Below are 21,101 nucleotides of genomic sequence, written 5' to 3'. Positions count from 1 at the left end.
TAATCATCCGGTAAATCTCAAAAAGCCGGAGTTTGTCGCTCCGGCTTTTTTGTTTCAGACGATCTCTTCCGCGTACTGCCAAAGCGCTTTTAACAGCGCCACTTTCTCTTTGTCATCGGCATATTGTTGTGCCAGCATCTGCAATTCATCTGCATAGCCCTGCAAAAACTCTGGCGTGAAGACCTGGCGGCGGTGCTCCAGCCAGCGTTGCTGCTCGGCATAATCCAGCGTCCCCGGGAAGTTGCGTGCTCGATAATTGAACAACAGCTTTTCAATCCGTTTATCAACAAAAGTGATATCCAGTGCCGGTAAATTACGCGGCTCGGTTTCAAGCACAATTTTCATTGCTGCACGATCGGCGTCACTGAAAAAGCCATTATAAAGCTGTGCATCCACGTTATCTGAAGGCGTAAACGGTTCGGCTTCGGCGAATATCGCCACCACTTTTTCACGCACTTGCGGATTTTCACGCAGAATTTTCAGGTTATCGAGGCAATGCTGACGATTAATTCCCAGTCGGTCGGCATCTTCCGGGCGTAGCGTATTCGCCTGGGCCAGCACCGGACATTTATTGATATGCACCAGTTTAACCGGAACGGCGGCGTTATCGCCAAGATCGGCTTTTGCGGTATATAAACGCTCGCGCAATGTGTCGCTATCCAGCTCCAGTAATGGCGAAATGTCTCCTGCCAAATCCACCATAATTACGGCATTGCGATTTTCAGGATGCCACGCCAGCGGTGCTACCCAGCTGGTATTGCCGCGCCATGCCCCAAACATTCCGGAAACGTGAACCAGGGGTTTCATCTGCGGAACATCAATCAACGCCATCAGTTTGTGTTTATTGCGATGGGTAAAGAGATAATCAAATAGGCGTGGCTGACGCATTTTTACCAGCTTTGCCATCGCAATAGTGGCGTACACATCAGCCATCGCATCGTGGGCGTTGCTATGTTCAATACCATTCGCTTTGGTTAAATGCTCAAGGCGAAAGCTCGGTAGACCGTCATCATTTTCAGGCCAGTTTATTCCTTCCGGGCGCAGGGCATAACAGGCACGCATAACATCCAGTAAATCCCAGCGCGAGTTATCATGCTGCCAGCTCCAGGCGTAAGGATCGTAGAAATTACGATAAAAAACGTTGCGTGTGACTTCGTCGTCGAAACGCACATTGTTGTAGCCCAGAATACAGGTCTTCGGTACGGTAAAAAGCGAGTGAATACGGGCGGCAAACGCGGCTTCGTTTTCTCCTTTCGCCCGTGCTTCCTGCGGGGTAATACCGGTAATTAATACTGCTCCAGGCTGCGGTAAATAGTCATCCGCGGGCTTGCAGTAAAAAACTTCGGGTTCGCCGATGACGTTGAATTCGTTATCAGTGCGAATGGCTGCGAACTGTGCAGGGCGATCTAACGCGGGGTGCGTTCCAAAGGTTTCGTAATCGTGAAACAAAAAGGTAGATTGTTGCTTACCGTCATTCATCATTAGGTTAAATCCGTTATTTCTGCTGTCTGCCAGAGTATCAAATATCACCGTGCTAATCAGCTTTAGCGCGACAATTTGGCAGCGAGTGGCAACAGATCATGTCAGATAAAAATGAGATAGTAGTCACATTTTCTTGCACTTTATTCCAGCCAGTTCATAAGTATTTCCGTAAAAAGAACAGCTATTTGAAACACCTGAGGGTTTGCTGTTGAAACGCCGTCTTATTATTGCTGCTTCTTTGTTCGTTTTTAACTTATCGTCTGGTTTTGCGGCGGAAAACATTCCTTTTTCACCTCAGCCTCCAGAGATTCATGCCGGGTCCTGGGTACTGATGGATTACACCACCGGTCAGATTCTCACCGCGGGTAATGAGCATCAACAGCGCAATCCCGCCAGCCTGACAAAGCTGATGACGGGCTATGTTGTGGGTCGCGCTATCGATAGTCATCGCATTACGCCAGATGATATTGTCACCGTGGGGCGCGATGCGTGGGCGAAAGATAATCCGGTGTTTGTCGGTTCTTCACTGATGTTTCTGAAAGAGGGCGATCGCGTATCGGTACGTGATTTAAGCCGTGGTTTAATTGTGGATTCCGGAAATGACGCTTGTGTTGCACTGGCTGACTATATTGCCGGTGGGCAACGGCAGTTTGTTGAAATGATGAACAACTATGCCGAGAAGCTGCATCTCAAGGATACGCATTTTGAAACAGTGCATGGTCTGGATGCACCTGGCCAGCATAGCTCGGCTTATGATTTAGCTGTGCTTTCTCGCGCTATCATCCACGGCGAGCCCGAGTTTTATCATATGTACAGTGAGAAAAGCCTCACCTGGAACGGTATTACCCAGCAAAACCGTAACGGGTTATTGTGGGATAAAACCATGAATGTTGACGGCCTGAAAACGGGTCATACTTCTGGTGCCGGGTTTAATCTCATTGCTTCGGCTGTGGATGGGCAGCGTCGTCTCATTGCAGTGGTAATGGGGGCTGACAGTGCAAAAGGTCGTGAGGAAGAGGCAAGAAAATTACTGCGTTGGGGGCAACAAAACTTTACTACAGTGAAAATTTTGCACCGTGGGAAAAAGGTCGGGACGGAACGTATCTGGTATGGCGATAAAGAAACTATCGCCCTGGGAACGGAACAAGAGTTCTGGATGGTGCTACCTAAAGCCGAAATTCCACATATCAAAGCCAAATATACCCTTGATGGTAAAGAACTCACTGCGCCAATTAGCGCCCATCAGCGGGTAGGGGAAATTGAACTTTACGACCGTGATAAACAGGTGGCGCACTGGCCGCTGGTTACCCTGGAATCTGTCGGGGAAGGCAGCATGTTTTCCCGCCTGAGTGATTATTTCCACCATAAGGCCTGACCTTTCTTTTGCAGCAGACTGGCAGGAGTGCGAGTCTGCTCGCATAATCAACACTCATTCCTTGTGGTTTTAATATTGCAACTATGCTGTATATAAAAACAGTATTAATGGAGGCGTCATGAACTACGAGATTAAGCAGGAAGATAAACGTACCGTTGCAGGTTTCCATCTTGTTGGCCCGTGGGAGCAGACGGTAAAGAAAGGTTTTGAGCAGTTGATGATGTGGATAGATAGCAAAAATATTGTGCCGAAGGAGTGGGTTGCTGTCTATTACGACAATCCAGATGAAACACCCGCCGAAAAATTACGCTGCGACACCGTCGTGACGGTGCCGAATAACTTTACGCTCCCTGAAAACAGTGAGGGCATCATTCTGACAGAAATTTCAGGTGGTCAGTATGCGGTGGCGGTGGCTCGTGTAGTCGGTGATGATTTTGCTAAACCCTGGTATCAGTTCTTTAATAGCCTCTTGCAGGACAGTGCTTATGAAATGTTACCAAAGCCCTGCTTTGAGGTTTATTTGAACAATGGCGCGGAAGAGGGGTACTGGGATATCGAAATGTATGTTGCGGTGCAGCCAAAACATCACTAATTCATCTCAGGGCGGTGTGTTAACGCGATGACCACTCTTTTTTTGAAAGCGAAAAGAGTAAGATGCGCCTTTCAAATTTTTCGCTCCTGCCGGGAAATTACACTGTTCCCGGTATGTCCGTCGGATAATTCAGAGGCGCGCCTTCTGGCCGACAGATGTGTTATGAGCGCTTTTAATCTTCATTAACGGAGTTTCTGCGTGCGTGCCGATAAGTCATTAAGCCCGTTTGAAATCCGGGTATACCGCCATTACCGCATTGTGCATGGTACTCGGGTCGCGCTGGCATTCCTGCTCACTTTTCTCATTATCCGCCTGTTTACTATCCCGGAAAGCACCTGGCCGCTGGTCACCATGGTGGTGATTATGGGGCCAATCTCGTTCTGGGGTAACGTTGTCCCTCGCGCATTCGAACGTATTGGCGGTACGGTGTTGGGGTCGATTTTAGGTCTTATCGCTCTGCAACTGGAGTTAATCTCGTTACCGCTGATGTTAGTCTGGTGCGCGGCGGCTATGTTTCTTTGCGGTTGGCTGGCGCTGGGCAAGAAACCGTATCAAGGTTTATTGATTGGGGTGACGCTGGCAATTGTTGTTGGTTCCCCGACAGGTGAAATTGATACGGCGTTATGGCGAAGCGGCGATGTGATCCTCGGCTCTTTACTGGCAATGTTGTTTACCGGTATCTGGCCACAACGGGCGTTCATCCACTGGCGCATTCAACTGGCGAAAAGTCTGACCGAGTATAATCGGGTCTATCAATCTGCATTCTCACCGAACTTACTCGAACGCCCACGTCTGGAAAGCCATCTACAAAAACTCCTGACCGATGCCGTGAAAATGCGTGGGCTGATTGCGCCCGCCAGCAAAGAAACCCGTATTCCCAAATCGATATATGAAGGTATCCAGACCATTAATCGCAATCTGGTTTGTATGCTGGAGTTGCAAATCAATGCATACTGGGCCACGCGCCCCAGCCATTTCGTGTTATTGAACGCGCAAAAACTTCGTGATACCCAGCACATGATGCAGCAAATACTGCTGAGCCTTGTTCATGCGCTGTACGAAGGTAATCCGCAGCCGGTTTTTGCCAATACGGAAAAATTGAACGATGCTGTGGAAGAGCTGCGTCAGTTGCTCGATAACCACCATGACCTGAAGGTCGTGGAAACACCAATCTATGGCTATGTGTGGCTGAACATGGAAACGGCACATCAGCTTGAGTTGCTATCGAATCTGATTTGCCGGGCCTTGCGCAAATAATTCCTGAACTTCAGAATCATCTTGCTGCTGCTTCGATTCAGCAAGGATAAAGGGTATGATAGTGAAAAGGGATAAAAGCATTGTCATCTGCGGCAGCTATGAGTAATGTTGGCCCTAACGAATAGCGGTTGCTTAAACGAATCCGACTCTCACATTATCAGGGGTATAAAAATGGAAACTACCAAGCCTTCATTCCAGGATGTACTGGAATTTGTTCGTCTGTTCCGTCGTAAGAACAAACTGCAACGTGAAATTCAGGACGTTGAGAAAAAGATCCGTGACAACCAGAAGCGCGTCCTGCTGCTGGACAACCTGAGTGATTACATCAAGCCGGGGATGAGCGTTGAAGCAATCCAGGGCATCATCGCCAGCATGAAAGGTGACTATGAAGATCGCGTTGACGATTACATCATCAAAAATGCCGAGCTCTCCAAAGAACGCCGCGATATCTCCAAAAAGCTGAAAGCTATGGGCGAAATGAAAAACGGCGAAGCGAAGTAATTCCTGTTTTATTCAATGAGGGTTGCCCGGTAACCCTCATTGCTCATTGTTTCTTTTCTGTGTATCACCGTCATCATTCCCATCTGATAACCTATTGAAATTAGCGATAGCCTTCTTCTGTATGCAGCAAGGCAAAAAGTTCTGCAACTCCATTGTTATTAACCGCACTGGTTACTAACACATTGTGCGCTCCAGCTTCCCGTAACCAACTTTTCACCAAAGATATTTGTTCCATACTGGCTAAATCTGCTTTGGTGACTACTCCAATGACCGGGCGATTCATTGACGAGGTAAAGCCTGGCGAAAAAGGTGACCACGGTGCGTCCGCATTAAGTACCAGCGCGATAATGTCTGCTTCGCAGGCACTGACTAACAGAGCACTGTAGAGGCTGCGGTTTTATCGGTGAGGACTGGCAGCAAGATTTCCAGCCTTTTGACGGTGGGCCTGTGCAATCGTTATCAGATTCGTATAGCGATTATTCAGTGCTGCTATTGATAGCAGCTGAAAGCGAGATATCCGTACCAGAATAGCTCCCTCATTCTGAGGGAACGACGGTAATTTTGATTGCAGAACACAATGCCCGTTTGCTGAATGGTCCGGCTGGTGGGGCTGTAGCATTAATCCATTATTTGAATGAAATCAGTCATGCCAGAGAAACCGCTGTCAATGACGCATTTTGTCGGACGTTAACACGAGGAAGTCTGGCTATTCCGCAATGCCATCTTCTTTCGTAATGGATTGAGAATGCTGGATTTTTAATTATATTACGCGCAGTATTAATCGCGTAAATGTTTTGCGGTCAGCAACAGTGGGGGAACCATTGTTCTGTTCAATGAATACCATCATACAATTGAATCAGGAGTCGGTATGATGATTTTGGTGACAGGTGGAGCACGGAGCGGGAAGAGTCGCCACGCAGAGGCGCTTATTGGGGACTCTTCACAGGTTCTGTATATCGCCACCTCGCAAATCCTTGATGATGAGATGGCTGCACGGATAGAACATCATCGGCAAGGCCGCCCGGCTCACTGGCGCACAGTGGAGCGCTGGCAACATCTTGATGAATTAATTCATGCAGACATTAACCCGAATGAGGCTGTGTTGCTGGAATGCGTTACCACAATGGTGACTAATCTGTTGTTTGATTATGGCGGCGATAAAGACCCTGATGAATGGGATTATCAGGCGATGGAACAGGCGATTAATGCTGAGATTCAGTCGTTGATTGCTGCCTGCCAACGTTGCCCCGCAAAGGTTGTATTAGTGACTAACGAAGTGGGAATGGGGATTGTGCCGGAGAGTCGTCTGGCACGACATTTTCGTGATATTGCCGGGCGGGTAAATCAGCAGTTGGCCGCTGCGGCAAATGAAGTATGGCTGGTGGTTTCGGGTATTGGAGTAAAAATCAAATGAGTAAATTATTTTGGGCGATGCTCTCATTTATTACGCGTCTGCCTGTACCGCGTCGCTGGTCCCAGGGACTGGATTTCGAGCATTATTCTCGCGGTATTATTGCTTTTCCTTTAATTGGATTATTGCTTGGCGCGATTAGCGGGCTGGTCTTCATGGTGCTGCAGGCATGGTGTGGCGTACCACTGGCGGCATTGTTTAGCGTACTTGTGCTGGCGCTGATGACCGGGGGATTCCACCTGGACGGCCTCGCTGATACCTGTGATGGCGTATTTTCTGCACGTAGCCGCGATCGCATGTTGGAAATCATGCGTGATAGCCGTTTAGGCACCCACGGCGGTCTGGCATTGATTTTTGTTGTACTGGCAAAGATTCTGGTGTTAAGCGAGCTGGCTTTGCGTGGCGAACCGATCCTTGCATCGCTGGCGGCAGCATGCGCGGTCAGCCGCGGGACTGCCGCATTATTGATGTATCGTCATCGTTATGCCCGAGAAGAAGGGCTTGGCAATGTGTTCATTGGCAAAATTGATGGGCGACAAACCTGCGTCACACTCGGTTTAGCCGCTATTTTTGCTGCCGTATTATTGCCTGGTATGCATGGCGTGGCTGCTATGTTGGTGACGATGGTGGCGATCTTCATCCTCGGTCAGCTTCTCAAACGGACTCTGGGCGGGCAAACCGGCGATACGCTGGGAGCAGCCATAGAGCTTGGTGAACTGGTCTTCCTGCTGGCACTGCTATAAAGAGACGTGACATGCAAACACTTGCCAATTTACTGAATACGATCCCTGCCATCGATCCTGCCGCTATGTCGCGTGCACAACGGCATATTGACGGGTTGCTCAAACCTGTTGGTAGCCTGGGAAGGCTGGAGGCGCTTGGCGTACAACTGGCGGGAATGCCGGGGTTGAATGGCATACCGCATGTGGGCAAAAAAGCGGTACTGGTTATGTGTGCCGATCACGGCGTCTGGGAGGAAGGGGTCGCTATTTCCCCAAAAGAAGTGACAGCCATTCAGGCTGAAAATATGACCCGCGGAACAACCGGCGTGTGTGTGCTGGCAGCACAAGCGGGCGCTTACGTCCACGTAATTGATGTTGGTATTGATACTGCTGAGCCTATCCCCGGGCTTATCAACATGCGTGTCGCACGAGGTAGCGGCAATATTGCTTCAGCTCCGGCAATGAGTCGCCGTCAGGCTGAAACGTTGCTTTTGGACGTCATATGCTATACGCGGGAGCTGGCAAAAAACGGTGTCACGCTGTTTGGTGTAGGTGAACTGGGGATGGCAAACACGACACCGGCAGCGGCGATAGTGAGCACAATCACTGGCCGGGATCCTGAAGAAGTGGTTGGGATTGGCGCAAACCTGCCGACAGATAAACTGGCTAATAAAATTGATGTTGTGCGACGGGCGATTACGTTGAATCAACCAAATCCGCAGGATGGCGTTGATGTCCTGGCAAAAGTGGGTGGATTTGATTTGGTCGGAATGGCTGCCGTGATGTTAGGCGCTGCGTCCTGCGGTTTACCGGTGTTGCTGGATGGATTTCTTTCTTATGCTGCCGCGCTCGCAGCCTGCCAGATGTCTCCTGCAATCAAACCGTATCTCATTCCTTCTCACCTGTCGGCAGAAAAAGGGGCGCGTATAGCGTTGTCGCATTTGGGGCTGGAGCCTTATCTCAATATGGATATGCGTTTAGGTGAGGGAAGTGGCGCAGCTCTGGCGATGCCCATCATCGAAGCTGCCTGTGCGATATACAACAGCATGGGCGAACTTGCTGCCAGTAATATTGTTCTACCGGGGAATACGACTTCTGATTTGAACAGTTAAAAACGAAAAGTCTGATAAAAGCTATACTTATCGGATAGTATTCGCGACTTAGGAAAGGGACATGATGCGTCGTGTAAATATTTTTTGCTCATTTGCTCTACTTTTTGCCAGCCATAATAGCCTGGCGGTAACTTATCCATTACCTCCAGAGGGTAGCCGTTTAGTGGGACAGTCGCTTACTGTAACTGTTCCTGATCACAATACCCAGCCGCTGGAGACTTTTGCCGCACAATACGGGCAAGGGTTAAGTAACATGCTGGAAGCGAATCCGGGGGCTGATGTCTTCTTACCGAAGTCTGGCTCGCAACTCACCATTCCGCAGCAACTGATTTTGCCCGCCACTGTTCGTAAAGGGATTGTGATTAACGTCGCTGAGATGCGTCTTTATTACTACCCGCCAGACAGTAATACTGTGGAAGTCTTTCCTATTGGTATCGGCCAGGCTGGGCGAGAAACCCCGCGTAACTGGGTGACTACCGTTGAACGTAAACAAGAAGCACCAACCTGGACGCCAACGCCGAACACCCGGCGCGAATATGCGAAACGAGGGGAGAGTTTGCCCGCATTTGTTCCTGCGGGGCCTGATAATCCCATGGGGCTGTACGCGATTTATATTGGCAGGCTATATGCCATCCACGGTACCAATGCCAATTTTGGTATTGGGCTCCGGGTAAGTCAGGGCTGTATTCGTCTGCGCAATGACGATATCAAATATCTGTTTGATAATGTTCCTGTAGGTACTCGTGAACCGCCCCGGAAATCCTGGAGACTAAACTTCCTGAGAAAGAGGTAAACAGGATGACTAAAAATACTCGTTTTTCCCCCGAAGTCCGTCAACGCGCAGTTCGTATGGTTCTGGAAAGTCAGGGCGAATATGACTCACAATGGGCGGCAATTTGTTCCATTGCTCCAAAGATTGGCTGTACGCCAGAGACTCTGCGTGTCTGGGTTCGCCAGCATGAGAGGGATACCGGGAGCGGTGATGGTGGGCTCACCACCGCTGAACGTCAGCGTCTGAAAGAGCTGGAACGTGAAAATCGTGAACTGCGCCGCAGTAACGATATCCTTCGCCAGGCTTCCGCTTATTTTGCGAAGGCGGAGTTCGACCGCCTCTGGAAAAAATAATGCCACTGCTGGATAAGCTGCGTGAGCAGTACGGGGTCGGACCGGTATGCAGTGAACTGCATATTGCCCCGTCAACGTATTACCATTGTCAGCAGCAGCGGCATCATCCTGATAAACGCAGTGCCCGTGCGCAGCGCGATGACTGGCTGAAGAGAGAGATACAGCGCGTATACGATGAAAATCATCAGGTGTACGGTGTGCGTAAAGTCTGGCGTCAGTTGTTACGGGAAGGAATCAGGGTGGCCAGATGTACAGTGGCGCGCCTCATGGCGGTTATGGGACTTGCCGGTGTTCTCCGGGGTAAAAAGGTCCGCACTACCGTCAGCCGGAAAACCGTTGCCACAGGTGACCGCGTAAACCGTCAGTTCGTGGCAGAACGTCCTGACCAGCTGTGGGTGGCTGATTTTACTTACGTCAGCACATGGCAGGGCTTCGTCTATGTGGCGTTCATCATTGATGTGTTTGCCGGATACATCGTGGGGTGGCGGGTCTCATCGTCTATGGAAACGACATTCGTGCTGGATGCGCTGGAGCAGGCGTTGTGGGCCCGTCGTCCGTCTGGCACCATCCATCACAGCGATAAAGGCTCTCAGTATGTGTCACTGGCCTATACGGAGCGACTAAAAGAAGCAAAACTGCTGGCATCAACAGGGAGTACAGGCGACTCGTATGACAACGCGATGGCTGAGAGCATCAATGGTCTTTACAAAGCGGAGGTAATACACCGTAAGAGCTGGAAAAACCGTGCAGAAGTGGAACTGGCCACACTCACGTGGGTGGACTGGTATAACAATCGACGATTGCTGGGAAGGCTGGGCCATACTCCTCCGGCAGAAGCAGAAAAAGCTTATTATGCTTCCATCGGAAACAATGATCTGGCAGCCTGAGTTCACAGATAAAACACTCTCCAGGAAACCCGGGGCGGTTCAACTCGTGTACAAATTATTGATCAGCCAGTGAAATACACAACGGAACCGGATGGATCAAAGTGGCTGGAAGTTCATGAGCCACTGTCGCGCAACCGTGCGGAATATGAGTCAGACCGAAAAGTGCCTTTGCCAGTAACGCCATCTTTGCGGACGTTCATTAACGGGCAAGAAGTTGATGTGAATCGCGCAAATGCTGCATTGCAGCGCCGATCAGGAATGCCTGTGCAAATTAGTTCTGGTTCAAGACAGATGTTTTAAGAGCGTTGTTAATTAGAAAGCAAAAAGCCTGCTCGAAAGCAGGCTTTTTTGAATTTGGCTCCTCTGACTGGACTCGAACCAGTGACATACGGATTAACAGTCCGCCGTTCTACCGACTGAACTACAGAGGAATCGTGTGAACGGGGCGCATATTAATGGCAGTGCATGGTGATGTCAAAGGGTGAAATGCATTTTTTTGTTTGTTTGCTGCCAATTTCGACAAAATGGTGAGCTTTCAATCTTTTTGGTAATGAACCATCGTGGTGCATACCTTTCTGTCTTGGGGCAGAGAACGCGAGTTCTAATAAAAAGATCGAGTGACAAAACTATCATAATCTCTTATTTGACCGTTGGTTAGCTTGCATATCAACACAAAATTAAAACTGGCAAGTATCTTGCAATCTGGTTGTAAGTAATGGCGGCACTTGGGCCGATTCTTATAAACCGGAGGCAACATGAACTTCAGACGCCTGAAATACTTCGTAAAAATTGTAGATATTGGTAGCCTGACCCAGGCTGCTGAAGTGTTGCATATCGCGCAACCCGCGCTCAGCCAGCAGGTTGCCACGCTGGAAGGTGAGTTGAATCAACAACTTTTGATTCGCACAAAACGGGGCGTTACGCCAACAGACGCCGGAAAAATTCTCTATACCCATGCGCGGGCCATTTTACGTCAGTGTGAGCAGGCCCAACTGGCGGTGCATAACGTTGGTCAGGCATTATCGGGGCAAGTCTCGATTGGCTTTGCACCAGGAACAGCGGCCTCATCTATCACCATGCCTTTATTGCAGGCGGTTCGCGCTGAATTCCCGGAAATTGTTATTTATCTCCATGAAAATAGCGGTGCTGTGCTCAACGAAAAACTGATAAGCCACCAACTCGATATGGCAGTAATTTATGAGCATTCTCCTGTGGCTGGTGTTTCCAGTCAGGCTTTGCTGAAAGAAGATCTTTTCCTGGTAGGAACGCAAGATTGCCCGGGGCAAAGCGTTGATGTTAATGCTATTGCGCAAATGAACCTCTTTCTCCCCAGCGATTACAGTGCCGTTAGACTTCGTGTTGATGAGGCTTTTTCCCTACGGCGACTCACGGCAAAAGTCATTGGTGAAATTGAGTCTATTGCCACGCTTACCGCAGCAATTGCCAGCGGCATGGGCGTTGCAGTATTACCCGAATCGGCCGCGCGTTCGTTATGTGGCGCAGTAAACGGATGGATGTCACGCATTACCACACCTTCAATGAGTCTCTCTTTGTCATTAAATTTACCCGCCAGAGCGAACTTATCACCACAGGCGCAAGCAGTGAAAGAGTTGTTAATGTCAGTGATGAGTTCTCCAGTGATGGAAAAAAGGCAGTGGCAATTGGTGAGCTAAGCGTTATATCGGGATGGAATAAGATGCGGGTTTTTATTATTTGTTATGCCGGGCATTAAACTTTAACAATAACGTGATATCTGAACTGCCCGGAGTTTACCGTGAATTTCCAACAACTAAAGATAATCCGCGAGGCTGCACGTCAGGATTACAACCTGACAGAGGTTGCGAATATGCTTTTTACCTCACAGTCAGGCGTCAGCCGTCACATTCGGGAACTGGAGGATGAACTTGGCATCGAAATATTTGTTCGACGAGGTAAGCGACTGCTGGGCATGACTGAACCGGGCAAAGCATTACTGGTCATTGCAGAACGTATTCTGAATGAAGCCAGTAATGTTCGTCGGCTTGCAGACCTGTTTACCAACGATACGTCTGGCGTTCTCACTATTGCAACGACGCATACTCAGGCACGTTATAGCTTGCCTGAGGTCATTAAAGCTTTTCGCGAACTTTTCCCGGAGGTTCGGCTGGAGCTAATCCAGGGTACACCACAGGAAATTGCGACGTTGTTGCAAAATGGCGAAGCTGATATTGGTATCGCCAGCGAGCGTTTAAGTAATGACCCGCAGCTCGTCGCCTTCCCGTGGTTTCGTTGGCACCATAGTTTGCTTGTTCCACTCGATCATCCCTTGACGCAAATTATACCGTTGACGCTGGAATCAATAGCGAAGTGGCCGTTAATCACTTACCGACAGGGGATTACGGGGCGCTCACGTATTGATGACGCATTTGTCCGCAAAGGTTTGCTGGCAGATATTGTATTAAGTGCGCAGGATTCTGATGTCATTAAAACCTATGTTGCACTCGGGCTGGGGATTGGATTAGTTGCCGAACAATCCAGCGGTGAACAAGAGGAAAAGAATTTAATCCGTCTGGATACGCGGCATCTTTTCGATGCTAATACTGTCTGGTTGGGACTCAAGCGAGGACAACTTCAGCGTAACTATGTCTGGCGCTTTCTGGAACTTTGTAATGCAGGACTGTCAGTTGAGGATATCAAGCGCCAGGTGATGGAGAACAGTGAAGAGGAAATTGATTATCAGATATAGCAAAAAGCCCGCTATAAAAGCGGGCTTTTCAGAAATTTGGCTCCTCTGACTGGACTCGAACCAGTGACATACGGATTAACAGTCCGCCGTTCTACCGACTGAACTACAGAGGAATCGCTGTTGAGGCACATCTTAACGGCGAAAAATCTTTTGTCAAACCCGATTTTTAAATTTCCCAACTGTTTGCCGTTTCTATCAACAGTTTGTTGCATTTGCAGACAATTTGTTGGCGAAAATCTTTGCAGCTTTGCTGATTCTCCCTCATCATTTGAAATGTGGTTTCACTTTTTGCAATTAAGGTCGGCTTTGAATATCTCCTCTGCTTTACGCCAGGTTGTTCACGGCACTCGCTGGCACGCCAAACGCAAGAGCTACAAGGTGTTGTTCTGGCGCGAGATAACCCCGCTTGCTGTTCCTATCTTCATGGAGAATGCCTGTGTCCTGTTGATGGGTGTTTTGAGTACTTTTCTGGTCAGCTGGCTGGGAAAAGATGCGATGGCCGGCGTGGGATTGGCGGACAGCTTCAATATGGTCATTATGGCTTTTTTTGCAGCTATCGATCTTGGTACTACTGTCGTTGTGGCATTTAGTCTCGGTAAGCGGGATCGACGACGAGCGAGGGTGGCGACGCGGCAGTCATTGGTGATCATGACGTTGTTTGCCGTACTGTTGGCAACGCTTATTCATCATTTTGGCGAACAAATTATTGATTTCGTCGCAGGTGATGCCACGACAGAAGTTAAAGCACTGGCGTTGACTTATCTGGAGCTGACGGTACTCAGTTATCCAGCAGCTGCCATCACTTTGATTGGTAGCGGGGCACTTCGTGGTGCAGGGAATACGAAAATACCGCTACTGATTAACGGTAGCCTGAATATTCTTAATATTATTATTAGCGGCATATTGATTTACGGCCTTTTCTCCTGGCCGGGACTGGGATTTATCGGGGCTGGGTTGGGGTTAACCATTTCTCGTTATATTGGCGCAGTGGCAATTTTGTGGGTGCTGGCGATTGGTTTTAATCCTGCGCTAAGGATTTCGTTAAAGAGCTATTTTAAACCGCTGAATTTTAGCATTATCTGGGAAGTCATGGGGATTGGCATTCCTGCGAGTGTCGAATCAGTATTATTTACCAGTGGTCGGTTATTAACCCAAATGTTCGTTGCCGGGATGGGGACCAGTGTTATTGCCGGGAATTTTATCGCGTTTTCAATTGCGGCTCTTATCAACTTACCCGGAAGTGCGCTCGGCTCTGCTTCTACAATCATTACAGGCCGAAGGTTGGGGGTAGGGCAGATAGCGCAAGCAGAGATTCAGTTGCGGCATGTGTTCTGGCTGTCCACTCTTGGATTAACGGCCATCGCCTGGCTAACGGCTCCCTTTGCTGGGGTTATGGCATCGTTTTACACCCAGGATCCACAGGTTAAACATGTCGTTGTGATTCTGATTTGGCTAAATGCTTTATTTATGCCTATTTGGTCTGCCTCATGGGTGCTACCCGCTGGATTTAAGGGGGCTCGCGATGCCCGTTACGCCATGTGGGTTTCTATGTTGAGCATGTGGGGTTGCCGGGTTGTAGTCGGTTATGTGCTGGGAATCATGCTTGGCTGGGGTGTGGTTGGTGTCTGGATGGGAATGTTTGCCGACTGGGCTGTGCGGGCCGTGCTGTTTTACTGGCGCATGGTTACTGGACGTTGGCTGTGGAAATACCCTAGACCTGAGCCGCAAAAGTGTGAAAAAAAGCCAGTTGTGTCGGAATAAACGACAAAGTGCAGATTATTTCAGCAAACGATTTCAAATTTAAAAAACAGGCTTTGACATTAAGGATGGGCATCGCTAATATTCGCCTCGTTCTCACGATTCCTCTGTAGTTCAGTCGGTAGAACGGCGGACTGTTAATCCGTATGTCACTGGTTCGAGTCCAGTCAGAGGAGCCAAATTTTAGTTTTGAGACATCTCTATAAGTCTCAAAACAGTTAAAAAATAAAAATTATTTTTACCCGGTTACTTTGTAAAAAAGTGACCGGGTTTTTTGATTTCTGTGTTTCGTGCGCTTAATCGAGTCTCACGCTTCAGTGAGCAAATTGCCCCTCCCCAACAGACATCACGATTCGCAAGGTCAAAAACTCTGTTCCATGAAGTACCGTACAAAGATAAAGAGAAAAATGCCTTATGCGGGATGTCGCTATCGCGTCTTTATCGGGAAACTATGCGTAATTGCCACTTTGCCTTCTGTAATCAGAAAAAGAAGAACTGGAATTTTAATAAATATTATTTCTCTGGGACCGGTATTTTTATAATCAATATGACGAGTTGAATATTATGTTTATTATAAGATTTATATGAAATTAAAGAAATCTGCCATAAAGACAGATTTCTTTAAAATATAATTAGAGATTTGCGACGTTATGATAAACTTTTTGAACATCGTCGTCATCTTCAAGGGCATCAACAAGCCCTTCAAAGATTTCTAAATCTTCTGGGGAAAGCTCAACTTCAGATTGAGCAATCATTTCTAATTCTGTTGTTGAGAACTCAGTGATTCCAGCTGCTTTTAGAGCCGCGATTCCTTTATGAAGGTCAGTTGGTTCAGTATAAATAACAATGTTACCTTCTTCTTCGGTCACATCGCGAACATCAACTTCAGCTTCAAGCAAAATTTCAAAAATATGGTCCGGGTCTGTCCCTTTAAATACAATCACACCCGTATTGTCAAACATATAGCTGACAGAACCTGCCGCTCCGATATTGCCACCTTTTTTATTGAAAATTGTGCGAACGTTAGCAATTGTACGGTTAACATTGGAAGTCAATGTCTCGGCGATAATCATTGAGCCATTTGGACCAAAGCCTTCATAACGTCCCTGCACGAACGTTTCATCTCCGCCGCCTTTGGCTTTATCAATTGCTTTATCAATAACGTGCTTTGGAACTTGTGCCTGCTTCGCACGTTCAATAACGAATTTTAAAGATGTGTTTAATTCTGGATCGGGTTCACCTTGTTTGGCAGCAGCATAGATTTCTACACCGAATTTTGCATAAATTTTAGACGTTGCACCGTCTTTAGCCGTTTTTTTAGCAACAATATTGGCCCATTTACGTCCCACTGGAATGATCTCCTCGAAAATTTATTTACATTACTGGTAAATCGTTAACATGCGTTAATTCGACATATTATATCATAACAGGAAAAATCTCGTCTATTAGAAATAAAAATATTCTAAATCCATAATCTTATATTTAATCTCATAAAAACTAATGTTGTTGGCGGATTTTTTTATAATTGTGTTTTGAAAGCATACTTGCTTTTAATATATGGAAATCATTAAGGCTATAATAAAACTTGTATCCGCCCCAGGAAGCAAACAGCCTGCTTTATTGCAGGCTATTTGCTGGATGACTTACTAAATCCTTCACATCTATTCCTGATAAAAAGGAACAGAACTTATTACCGGAACGGCGGTTCATTAAAGGTTCGTAATTTACGTGAATGCAGTCGGTCGCCTTCTGCGCGCAGCAAATCGATCGCACGAATGCCAATTTGCAGGTGTTCGGAAATAGCGCCTTCATAAAAACGGTTAGCCTGACCGGGAAGTTTAATCTCACCATGCAACGGTTTATCTGAAACACACAGTAGTGTCCCGTATGGCACGCGGAAACGATATCCTTGCGCGGCAATAGTTGCACTTTCCATATCAATTGCTACGGCCCGGCTTAAGTTAAAACGAAGTGCAGAAGCTGAGTAACGTAATTCCCAGTTCCTGTCATCTGTGGTTACCACAGTGCCAGTACGTAGCCGCTGTTTAACTTCCTCTCCGGGCCTGCCGCTGACTAACTTGGTAGCGTCATAAAGCGCACGTTGCACTTCAGCAATGCTCGGAATAGGAATATCGGGCGGCAGTACCGCATCAAGAACGTGGTCATCGCGTAAATAAGCGTGTGCAAGTACATAATCTCCAATGGCCTGGCTTTCACGTAAGCCACCACAGTGACCAATCATCAACCAGACATCCGGGCGCAGCACCGCCAGATGATCGCAGATGGTTTTAGCATTTGACGGTCCCACGCCAATATTCACCAGAGTAATACCCTGACCATCGGCGGTAATTAAATGCCATGCTGGCATCTGGTGTTTTTTCCATGCAAGGTCGGAAATGGCTTCTTCTGGCGCTTCGGTTTCGGCGGTGATCCAGTTCCCGCCAGCACAAGAAAGGGCAATGTAGGGACTATCAGGGTCGAGGATCTGGCTGCATCCCCAACGAACGAATTCATCCACATAACGTGTGTAGTTGGCAAACAAGACGAACGGCTGAAAATGTTCAACTGGCGTACCGGTATAATGGCGCAACCGCGCGAGGGAGAAATCGACGCGGCGCGCATCAAAATGCGATAGCGGGGAGAATTCAGTTGGATGATAAATGCCGTCTGCAGTTTCATCGCCAATTTGCGCCAGTTCTGTTGTCGGGAAGTAGCGAGTTAACCCAGCGCTCATTGAGCGATCAAGTGTCAATTCAGAGCCATCGATGACATAAGGATAAGGGATTTCATGCTGCGAGGGTTGCACCGAGATATGCGCACCATAATCCTGATACAGCAACGTAAGTTGTTCATTCAGATACGAACGAAAGAGAGTAGGGCGAGTAATCGTGGTGGTGTAGCTGCCTGCGTGAGTAAAACGACCAAATGCGCGCGTTTTGGGGGGATTTGTTGTGCTACCGTCCCAGGTTACGGTCAGTGATGGATAGACAAAAAGACCTTCTTTACGGGCATTTTCATCAGGTAATTCGCCACTTTTAATATAGTTGCCAATGGCATTGCGTAAAGCGACTACAGATTGCTCATACAGCGCGTCGAGTTTTTCCAGTGCCTGAGCTGGGGTCAGACCGGAGCCCTTATTATTCATGTGTGTCTCCTGTTCCATACAATTACCGCACTTCCGATAGTATGTCACAGGAATGTGAAACAAAAGTGTAAGGCGAAGATCGGATGATCTTCGCCTGACTATCAAGCGTGTTGATTGTCTTTCATCAACAAAGCGGTCATTGCGGAAATCAGGCATCCAGCCAGTAAATAAATGGCGACGCTATGCCAGTTCCCGGCAAAGTAAGTGATAAGTGCAGCGGCAATGAAAGGTGTAAATCCACCGCCAACCACACTGGCAACCTGATATCCGACTCCAGCGCCACTATAGCGATAACTGGCACCAAACATTTCGGTAAACATCGGTTGTTGCACGCACACCACCATGTCATGCGCAATGTTTGCCAGCATTATGGAGAAGAAAACTATCCAGAAAATAGATTGTGCTTCAAGCGCCATAAAGAAAGGAAATGCGCTCAACGTTCCGATTAACGCACCTGTGATATAAACTCTGCGGCGACCAAAACGATCGGCAAGCCAGGCAAAACAGGGAATTGTCAGACAGCTTAGTCCACCTACCAGCAAACCGATATTAAGGAAAAGTTCGCGCGGTAACCCCATATTTTGGGTTGAATAGTTAAGCGCAAAGGCGGTAACGATGTACATCGTCAGCAACTCGCACAGTCGTAGCGCAATAATCTTCAGAAAAGCACCGGGATGTCGTAACAGTGCTTCGATAACCGGGATGCGTTTTTGCGCTGCCGCTTGATTATGTTGCTGTTGTTCAAATTCCGCGGACTCCTCCATGCCATTACGCACCCACAATGCTCCCAGCACCAGTACGATGCTAAACAGGAAAGGAATACGCCAGCCCCAGCTTAGAAACTGTTCGTCAGTCGTCATCATACTGATCAGTGAAACCAGTCCGGTCGAAAGCAGTAAACCTACTCCGTAGCCAACTTGTACACCGCTACTGTAAAAGGCTTTTTTATTTTTCGGTGCACTTTCAACGGAAAGTAACGCCGCGCCTCCCCATTCGCCGCCGACGGCAAATCCCTGAATGGCACGCAGTGTCACCAGTAAAATGGGGGCCCACCAACCTATGGTCGAGAAGGAAGGAAGAATGCCAATCAAGGCTGTCGCGATGCCCATCATCCAGACGGTCAGCATTAACATGCGCTTACGTCCCAGTCGGTCGCCAAAGTGACCGAAAATGACACCGCCGAGCGGACGGAACAGGAATCCGACACCAAAGGTGGCAAATGCGGCGAGCGTTCCCATAGCCGGGCTTACTTGCGGGAAAAACTCGCGATTAAACACCAGTGCGGCGGTAATGCCATAGAGTAAAAAATCATACCAGTCGACGACGGCACCAGCGAAACTGCCTAACGCAGCTCGTCGGGCGCGACTTAACGAAAGCGTCCCTTCATCGGGACGAGTGGAGATGAGCGTGGAGTCCATAATGATCCTGTTTGTACTGTCTTTTTATAATTAGTATGGAAAAGGTAACTCACATTGCCGTCGATCTATAAACGAACCTTATGAGACTACCTCGACAGAGCGCATCTGCAAATGATTTTATGGCTGATTAACGGCAACATGAAAAATTCGATGGAAGATGAAATCGCAGGAGTTGCATAAGGATTGAGCAGAGCACCTACAGTTTTGAGATATGAAACATAAAAGTCCGCATATGCACAAAATTGCACCCTGATGATTCTGATAGACTGCATTGCATTTTAACCAGTAGGGAGGCGAGGTTAGGTATGTTTTTAGCATCATTGTTGAGACGTATTGCATTTAGTTACTACGATTATAAAGCTAATAATTTCAATATTGAAAAAACAGAGTTTGTTGTCATCCATATTCCCGATCAGATTGGCGATGCTATGGCTATCTTTCCAGTGATTCGGGCGCTTGAATTGCATAAAATCAAGCATCTTTTAATTGTTACTTCGACAATTAATTTAGAAGTCTTTAATGCGCTCAAACTTGAACATACTAAATTAACATTAGTCACAATGACTATGCAGGATCACGCAACATTAAAAGAAATAAAAGATTTAGCGAAGAACATAACACAGCGATACGGTACGCCGGATCTTTGTATAGAGGCGATGCGTAAAAAGAACCTGAAAACGATGTTATTTATCAGTCAGTTGAAAGCAAAAACGAATTTTCAGGTTGTCGGTTTAACCATGAAGTGCTATTCCCCTTTGTGTAAGAACGCCTCCCGGATGGATCAACATCTCCGGGCTCCCGTACCCATGACATGGGCGTTTATGATGCGTGAAGCGGGTTTTCCTGCAGTCAGGCCAATATATGAATTACCATTAAGCGAGCAGGTAATAAATGAAGTACGTGAGGAATTGTGCACTTTAGGATCTTACATTGCGCTTAATTTAGATGGCAGCGTGCAGGAACGCACATTTTCGTTATCAGTAGCTGAGAAACTCATCGCCAAAATTCAAAGTGATAATGATATGCCAATAGTCATTGTTCATGGACCAAAAGGGGAAGATAAAGCCCGGAAATTAGCGGGTTGTTATAATAATGTCTACCGGCTATCCTTATCACCCTCGATTAAACGTTCAGCAGCAATCATAAAAGATGCTTATATCGCAATAACCCCTGATACCTCAATATTACATATGGCAAGTGCCTATAATACCCCCGTCGTTGCAATTTATGCTGATTACAAAACGCGGTGGCCTGCGATGGCAGATATCTCGGAGTCAGTGGTCGTTGGGCAAAAAATTGATCATATAAGTTTGGATGAATTCGGAAAGGCGCTAAAAAGTGCTTTGGAGAGAGTATGTGTCAGTACTTACGTATAGAGGGTAATGCCGATCTATGCTGAACAGGGGACATTAATACCCTGAGGTTGGTCAATCACCACAAAAAAAGCCTTTGAATCAAAGCAATACTCACCGAATAATAAGGCAACCTGAACTTAAATCCCCGTTAACTGCCATACATTATTATGACTTGCACTGATGTAATTAGCTAAACATTATCGTGATTTGACTAAATAGCAAAAATGATAGCTATT

16 protein-coding genes, 3 tRNA genes, 4 pseudogenes and 1 other annotated feature are annotated in these 21,101 nt (G+C 47.5%); of the genes and pseudogenes, 16 read left to right on the top strand and 7 right to left on the bottom strand.

Annotated elements, in window-relative coordinates:
• Positions 1 to 54: 54 nt before the first annotated feature.
• Positions 55 to 1,482 (bottom strand): exodeoxyribonuclease I, encoded by a 1,428-nt coding sequence (gene sbcB, locus QUE74_RS13055; protein ID WP_000980554.1) that lies wholly within the window; start codon positions 1,480 to 1,482, stop codon positions 55 to 57.
• Positions 1,483 to 1,690: 208 nt separating this feature from the next.
• Between sbcB and dacD the strand changes: the two genes are divergently transcribed.
• From dacD to QUE74_RS13035, 4 genes are all read left to right on the top strand, one after another.
• On the top strand, positions 1,691 to 2,857 hold the full coding sequence (gene dacD, locus QUE74_RS13050) for a serine-type D-Ala-D-Ala carboxypeptidase DacD (protein ID WP_001354748.1): 1,167 nt from the start codon (positions 1,691 to 1,693) through the stop codon (positions 2,855 to 2,857).
• 118 nt (positions 2,858 to 2,975) lie between these two features.
• A complete protein-coding gene (sbmC, locus tag QUE74_RS13045; protein ID WP_001105374.1) occupies positions 2,976 to 3,449 on the top strand; it encodes a DNA gyrase inhibitor SbmC in 474 nt (157 codons plus the stop codon).
• A gap of 198 nt (positions 3,450 to 3,647) precedes the next feature.
• The gene (locus QUE74_RS13040) at positions 3,648 to 4,706 is read left to right on the top strand and encodes an FUSC family protein (protein WP_001200890.1); all 1,059 of its coding nucleotides are present in this window, start codon (positions 3,648 to 3,650) and stop codon (positions 4,704 to 4,706) included.
• A 171-nt stretch (positions 4,707 to 4,877) separates the two neighbouring features.
• Complete coding sequence (locus QUE74_RS13035; RefSeq protein ID WP_000450409.1) at positions 4,878 to 5,207, top strand: DUF496 family protein; 330 nt, start codon at positions 4,878 to 4,880, stop codon at positions 5,205 to 5,207.
• Positions 5,208 to 5,307: 100 nt separating this feature from the next.
• Here QUE74_RS13035 and QUE74_RS13030 read toward each other — a convergent pair.
• Positions 5,308 to 5,604: pseudogene (locus QUE74_RS13030) on the bottom strand (EutP/PduV family microcompartment system protein); the annotation flags it as partial.
• 2 nt (positions 5,605 to 5,606) lie between these two features.
• On the opposite strand from QUE74_RS13030, the pseudogene QUE74_RS13025 reads away from it, so the two are divergent.
• From QUE74_RS13025 to QUE74_RS12995, 7 genes and pseudogenes are all read left to right on the top strand, one after another.
• Positions 5,607 to 5,942 (top strand): annotated as a pseudogene (locus QUE74_RS13025) (cobalamin biosynthesis protein).
• 133 nt (positions 5,943 to 6,075) lie between these two features.
• Positions 6,076 to 6,621 carry a bifunctional adenosylcobinamide kinase/adenosylcobinamide-phosphate guanylyltransferase gene (cobU, locus tag QUE74_RS13020; RefSeq protein WP_000973165.1) on the top strand — a complete coding sequence of 182 codons (546 nt, stop codon included), beginning with the start codon at positions 6,076 to 6,078 and terminating at the stop codon, positions 6,619 to 6,621.
• Positions 6,618 to 7,361, top strand: coding sequence for an adenosylcobinamide-GDP ribazoletransferase (gene cobS, locus QUE74_RS13015; protein ID WP_001354746.1), 744 nt, complete (start codon positions 6,618 to 6,620; stop codon positions 7,359 to 7,361). Before cobU ends, cobS begins: the two co-directional genes overlap by 4 nt.
• Before the next feature lie 11 nt (positions 7,362 to 7,372).
• Complete coding sequence (cobT, locus tag QUE74_RS13010) at positions 7,373 to 8,452, top strand: nicotinate-nucleotide--dimethylbenzimidazole phosphoribosyltransferase (protein ID WP_001193832.1); 1,080 nt, start codon at positions 7,373 to 7,375, stop codon at positions 8,450 to 8,452.
• Between the two features lie 61 nt (positions 8,453 to 8,513).
• A pseudogene (locus QUE74_RS13005) lies at positions 8,514 to 9,197 on the top strand (L,D-transpeptidase family protein); the annotation flags it as partial.
• A gap of 53 nt (positions 9,198 to 9,250) precedes the next feature.
• Positions 9,251 to 10,464, top strand: a protein-coding gene (locus tag QUE74_RS13000) for an IS3 family transposase (RefSeq protein ID WP_404853199.1) whose coding sequence is annotated in 2 segments (ribosomal slippage) — positions 9,251 to 9,539 and positions 9,539 to 10,464 — 1,215 coding nt in all. Because the reading frame shifts where the segments join, the coding sequence is not laid out codon by codon here.
• Positions 9,532 to 9,648 (top strand) — a sequence feature (AL1L pseudoknot). Its footprint overlaps the gene before it by 117 nt.
• 42 nt (positions 10,465 to 10,506) lie before the next feature.
• Positions 10,507 to 10,764 (top strand): annotated as a pseudogene (locus QUE74_RS12995) (L,D-transpeptidase); the annotation flags it as partial.
• Positions 10,765 to 10,819: 55 nt separating this feature from the next.
• Here the strand turns inward: QUE74_RS12995 and QUE74_RS12990 are convergent.
• Positions 10,820 to 10,895, bottom strand: a tRNA-Asn gene (locus QUE74_RS12990).
• Positions 10,896 to 11,219: 324 nt separating this feature from the next.
• Here QUE74_RS12990 and nac point away from each other — a divergent pair.
• A complete protein-coding gene (nac, locus tag QUE74_RS12985; RefSeq protein WP_001011467.1) occupies positions 11,220 to 12,137 on the top strand; it encodes a nitrogen assimilation transcriptional regulator NAC in 918 nt (305 codons plus the stop codon).
• A gap of 101 nt (positions 12,138 to 12,238) precedes the next feature.
• On the top strand, positions 12,239 to 13,189 hold the full coding sequence (gene cbl, locus QUE74_RS12980; RefSeq protein ID WP_001011014.1) for an HTH-type transcriptional regulator Cbl: 951 nt from the start codon (positions 12,239 to 12,241) through the stop codon (positions 13,187 to 13,189).
• Positions 13,190 to 13,226: 37 nt separating this feature from the next.
• Here the strand turns inward: cbl and QUE74_RS12975 are convergent.
• Positions 13,227 to 13,302, bottom strand: a tRNA-Asn gene (locus QUE74_RS12975).
• A gap of 160 nt (positions 13,303 to 13,462) precedes the next feature.
• On the opposite strand from QUE74_RS12975, the gene yeeO reads away from it, so the two are divergent.
• Both yeeO and QUE74_RS12965 read left to right on the top strand, forming a co-directional pair.
• The gene (gene yeeO / locus QUE74_RS12970) at positions 13,463 to 14,950 is read left to right on the top strand and encodes a toxic metabolite efflux MATE transporter YeeO (protein WP_001354744.1); all 1,488 of its coding nucleotides are present in this window, start codon (positions 13,463 to 13,465) and stop codon (positions 14,948 to 14,950) included.
• 100 nt (positions 14,951 to 15,050) lie between these two features.
• A tRNA-Asn gene (locus tag QUE74_RS12965) sits at positions 15,051 to 15,126 on the top strand.
• A 453-nt stretch (positions 15,127 to 15,579) separates the two neighbouring features.
• Here QUE74_RS12965 and QUE74_RS12960 read toward each other — a convergent pair.
• The 3 genes from QUE74_RS12960 to shiA all read right to left on the bottom strand — a co-directional run bounded on the left by QUE74_RS12960 (position 15,580) and on the right by shiA (position 19,510).
• Positions 15,580 to 16,296, bottom strand: coding sequence for a YebC/PmpR family DNA-binding transcriptional regulator (locus QUE74_RS12960; protein WP_000532923.1), 717 nt, complete (start codon positions 16,294 to 16,296; stop codon positions 15,580 to 15,582).
• Between the two features lie 341 nt (positions 16,297 to 16,637).
• Positions 16,638 to 18,092 (bottom strand): AMP nucleosidase, encoded by a 1,455-nt coding sequence (gene amn / locus QUE74_RS12955; RefSeq protein ID WP_286332152.1) that lies wholly within the window; start codon positions 18,090 to 18,092, stop codon positions 16,638 to 16,640.
• Positions 18,093 to 18,193: 101 nt separating this feature from the next.
• Positions 18,194 to 19,510, bottom strand: a complete 1,317-nt coding sequence (gene shiA / locus QUE74_RS12950; RefSeq protein ID WP_000378568.1) for a shikimate transporter — start codon at positions 19,508 to 19,510, stop codon at positions 18,194 to 18,196.
• A gap of 305 nt (positions 19,511 to 19,815) precedes the next feature.
• Between shiA and QUE74_RS12945 the strand changes: the two genes are divergently transcribed.
• Positions 19,816 to 20,886: a glycosyltransferase family 9 protein gene (locus QUE74_RS12945; protein WP_000477862.1), complete on the top strand. Its 1,071-nt coding sequence runs from the start codon at positions 19,816 to 19,818 to the stop codon at positions 20,884 to 20,886.
• Positions 20,887 to 21,101: the final 215 nt, after the last annotated feature.

It is taken from the genome of Escherichia sp. 10290, assembly GCF_030295155.1.
Classification (GTDB): domain Bacteria; phylum Pseudomonadota; class Gammaproteobacteria; order Enterobacterales; family Enterobacteriaceae; genus Escherichia; species Escherichia coli_F.
This window is presented reverse-complemented; position numbering and strand designations above follow the sequence as displayed.

Coding starts and splice junctions, on each gene's coding strand:
- sbcB (WP_000980554.1), bottom strand. CDS start 1,482: ATGATGAATGACGGTAAGCAACAATCTACCTTTTTGTTTCACGATTAC.
- sbmC (WP_001105374.1), top strand. CDS start 2,976: ATGAACTACGAGATTAAGCAGGAAGATAAACGTACCGTTGCAGGTTTC.
- QUE74_RS13035 (WP_000450409.1), top strand. CDS start 4,878: ATGGAAACTACCAAGCCTTCATTCCAGGATGTACTGGAATTTGTTCGT.
- cobU (WP_000973165.1), top strand. CDS start 6,076: ATGATGATTTTGGTGACAGGTGGAGCACGGAGCGGGAAGAGTCGCCAC.
- cobS (WP_001354746.1), top strand. CDS start 6,618: ATGAGTAAATTATTTTGGGCGATGCTCTCATTTATTACGCGTCTGCCT.
- cobT (WP_001193832.1), top strand. CDS start 7,373: ATGCAAACACTTGCCAATTTACTGAATACGATCCCTGCCATCGATCCT.
- nac (WP_001011467.1), top strand. CDS start 11,220: ATGAACTTCAGACGCCTGAAATACTTCGTAAAAATTGTAGATATTGGT.
- yeeO (WP_001354744.1), top strand. CDS start 13,463: ATGTGGTTTCACTTTTTGCAATTAAGGTCGGCTTTGAATATCTCCTCT.
- amn (WP_286332152.1), bottom strand. CDS start 18,092: ATGAATAATAAGGGCTCCGGTCTGACCCCAGCTCAGGCACTGGAAAAA.
- shiA (WP_000378568.1), bottom strand. CDS start 19,510: ATGGACTCCACGCTCATCTCCACTCGTCCCGATGAAGGGACGCTTTCG.
- QUE74_RS12945 (WP_000477862.1), top strand. CDS start 19,816: ATGTTTTTAGCATCATTGTTGAGACGTATTGCATTTAGTTACTACGAT.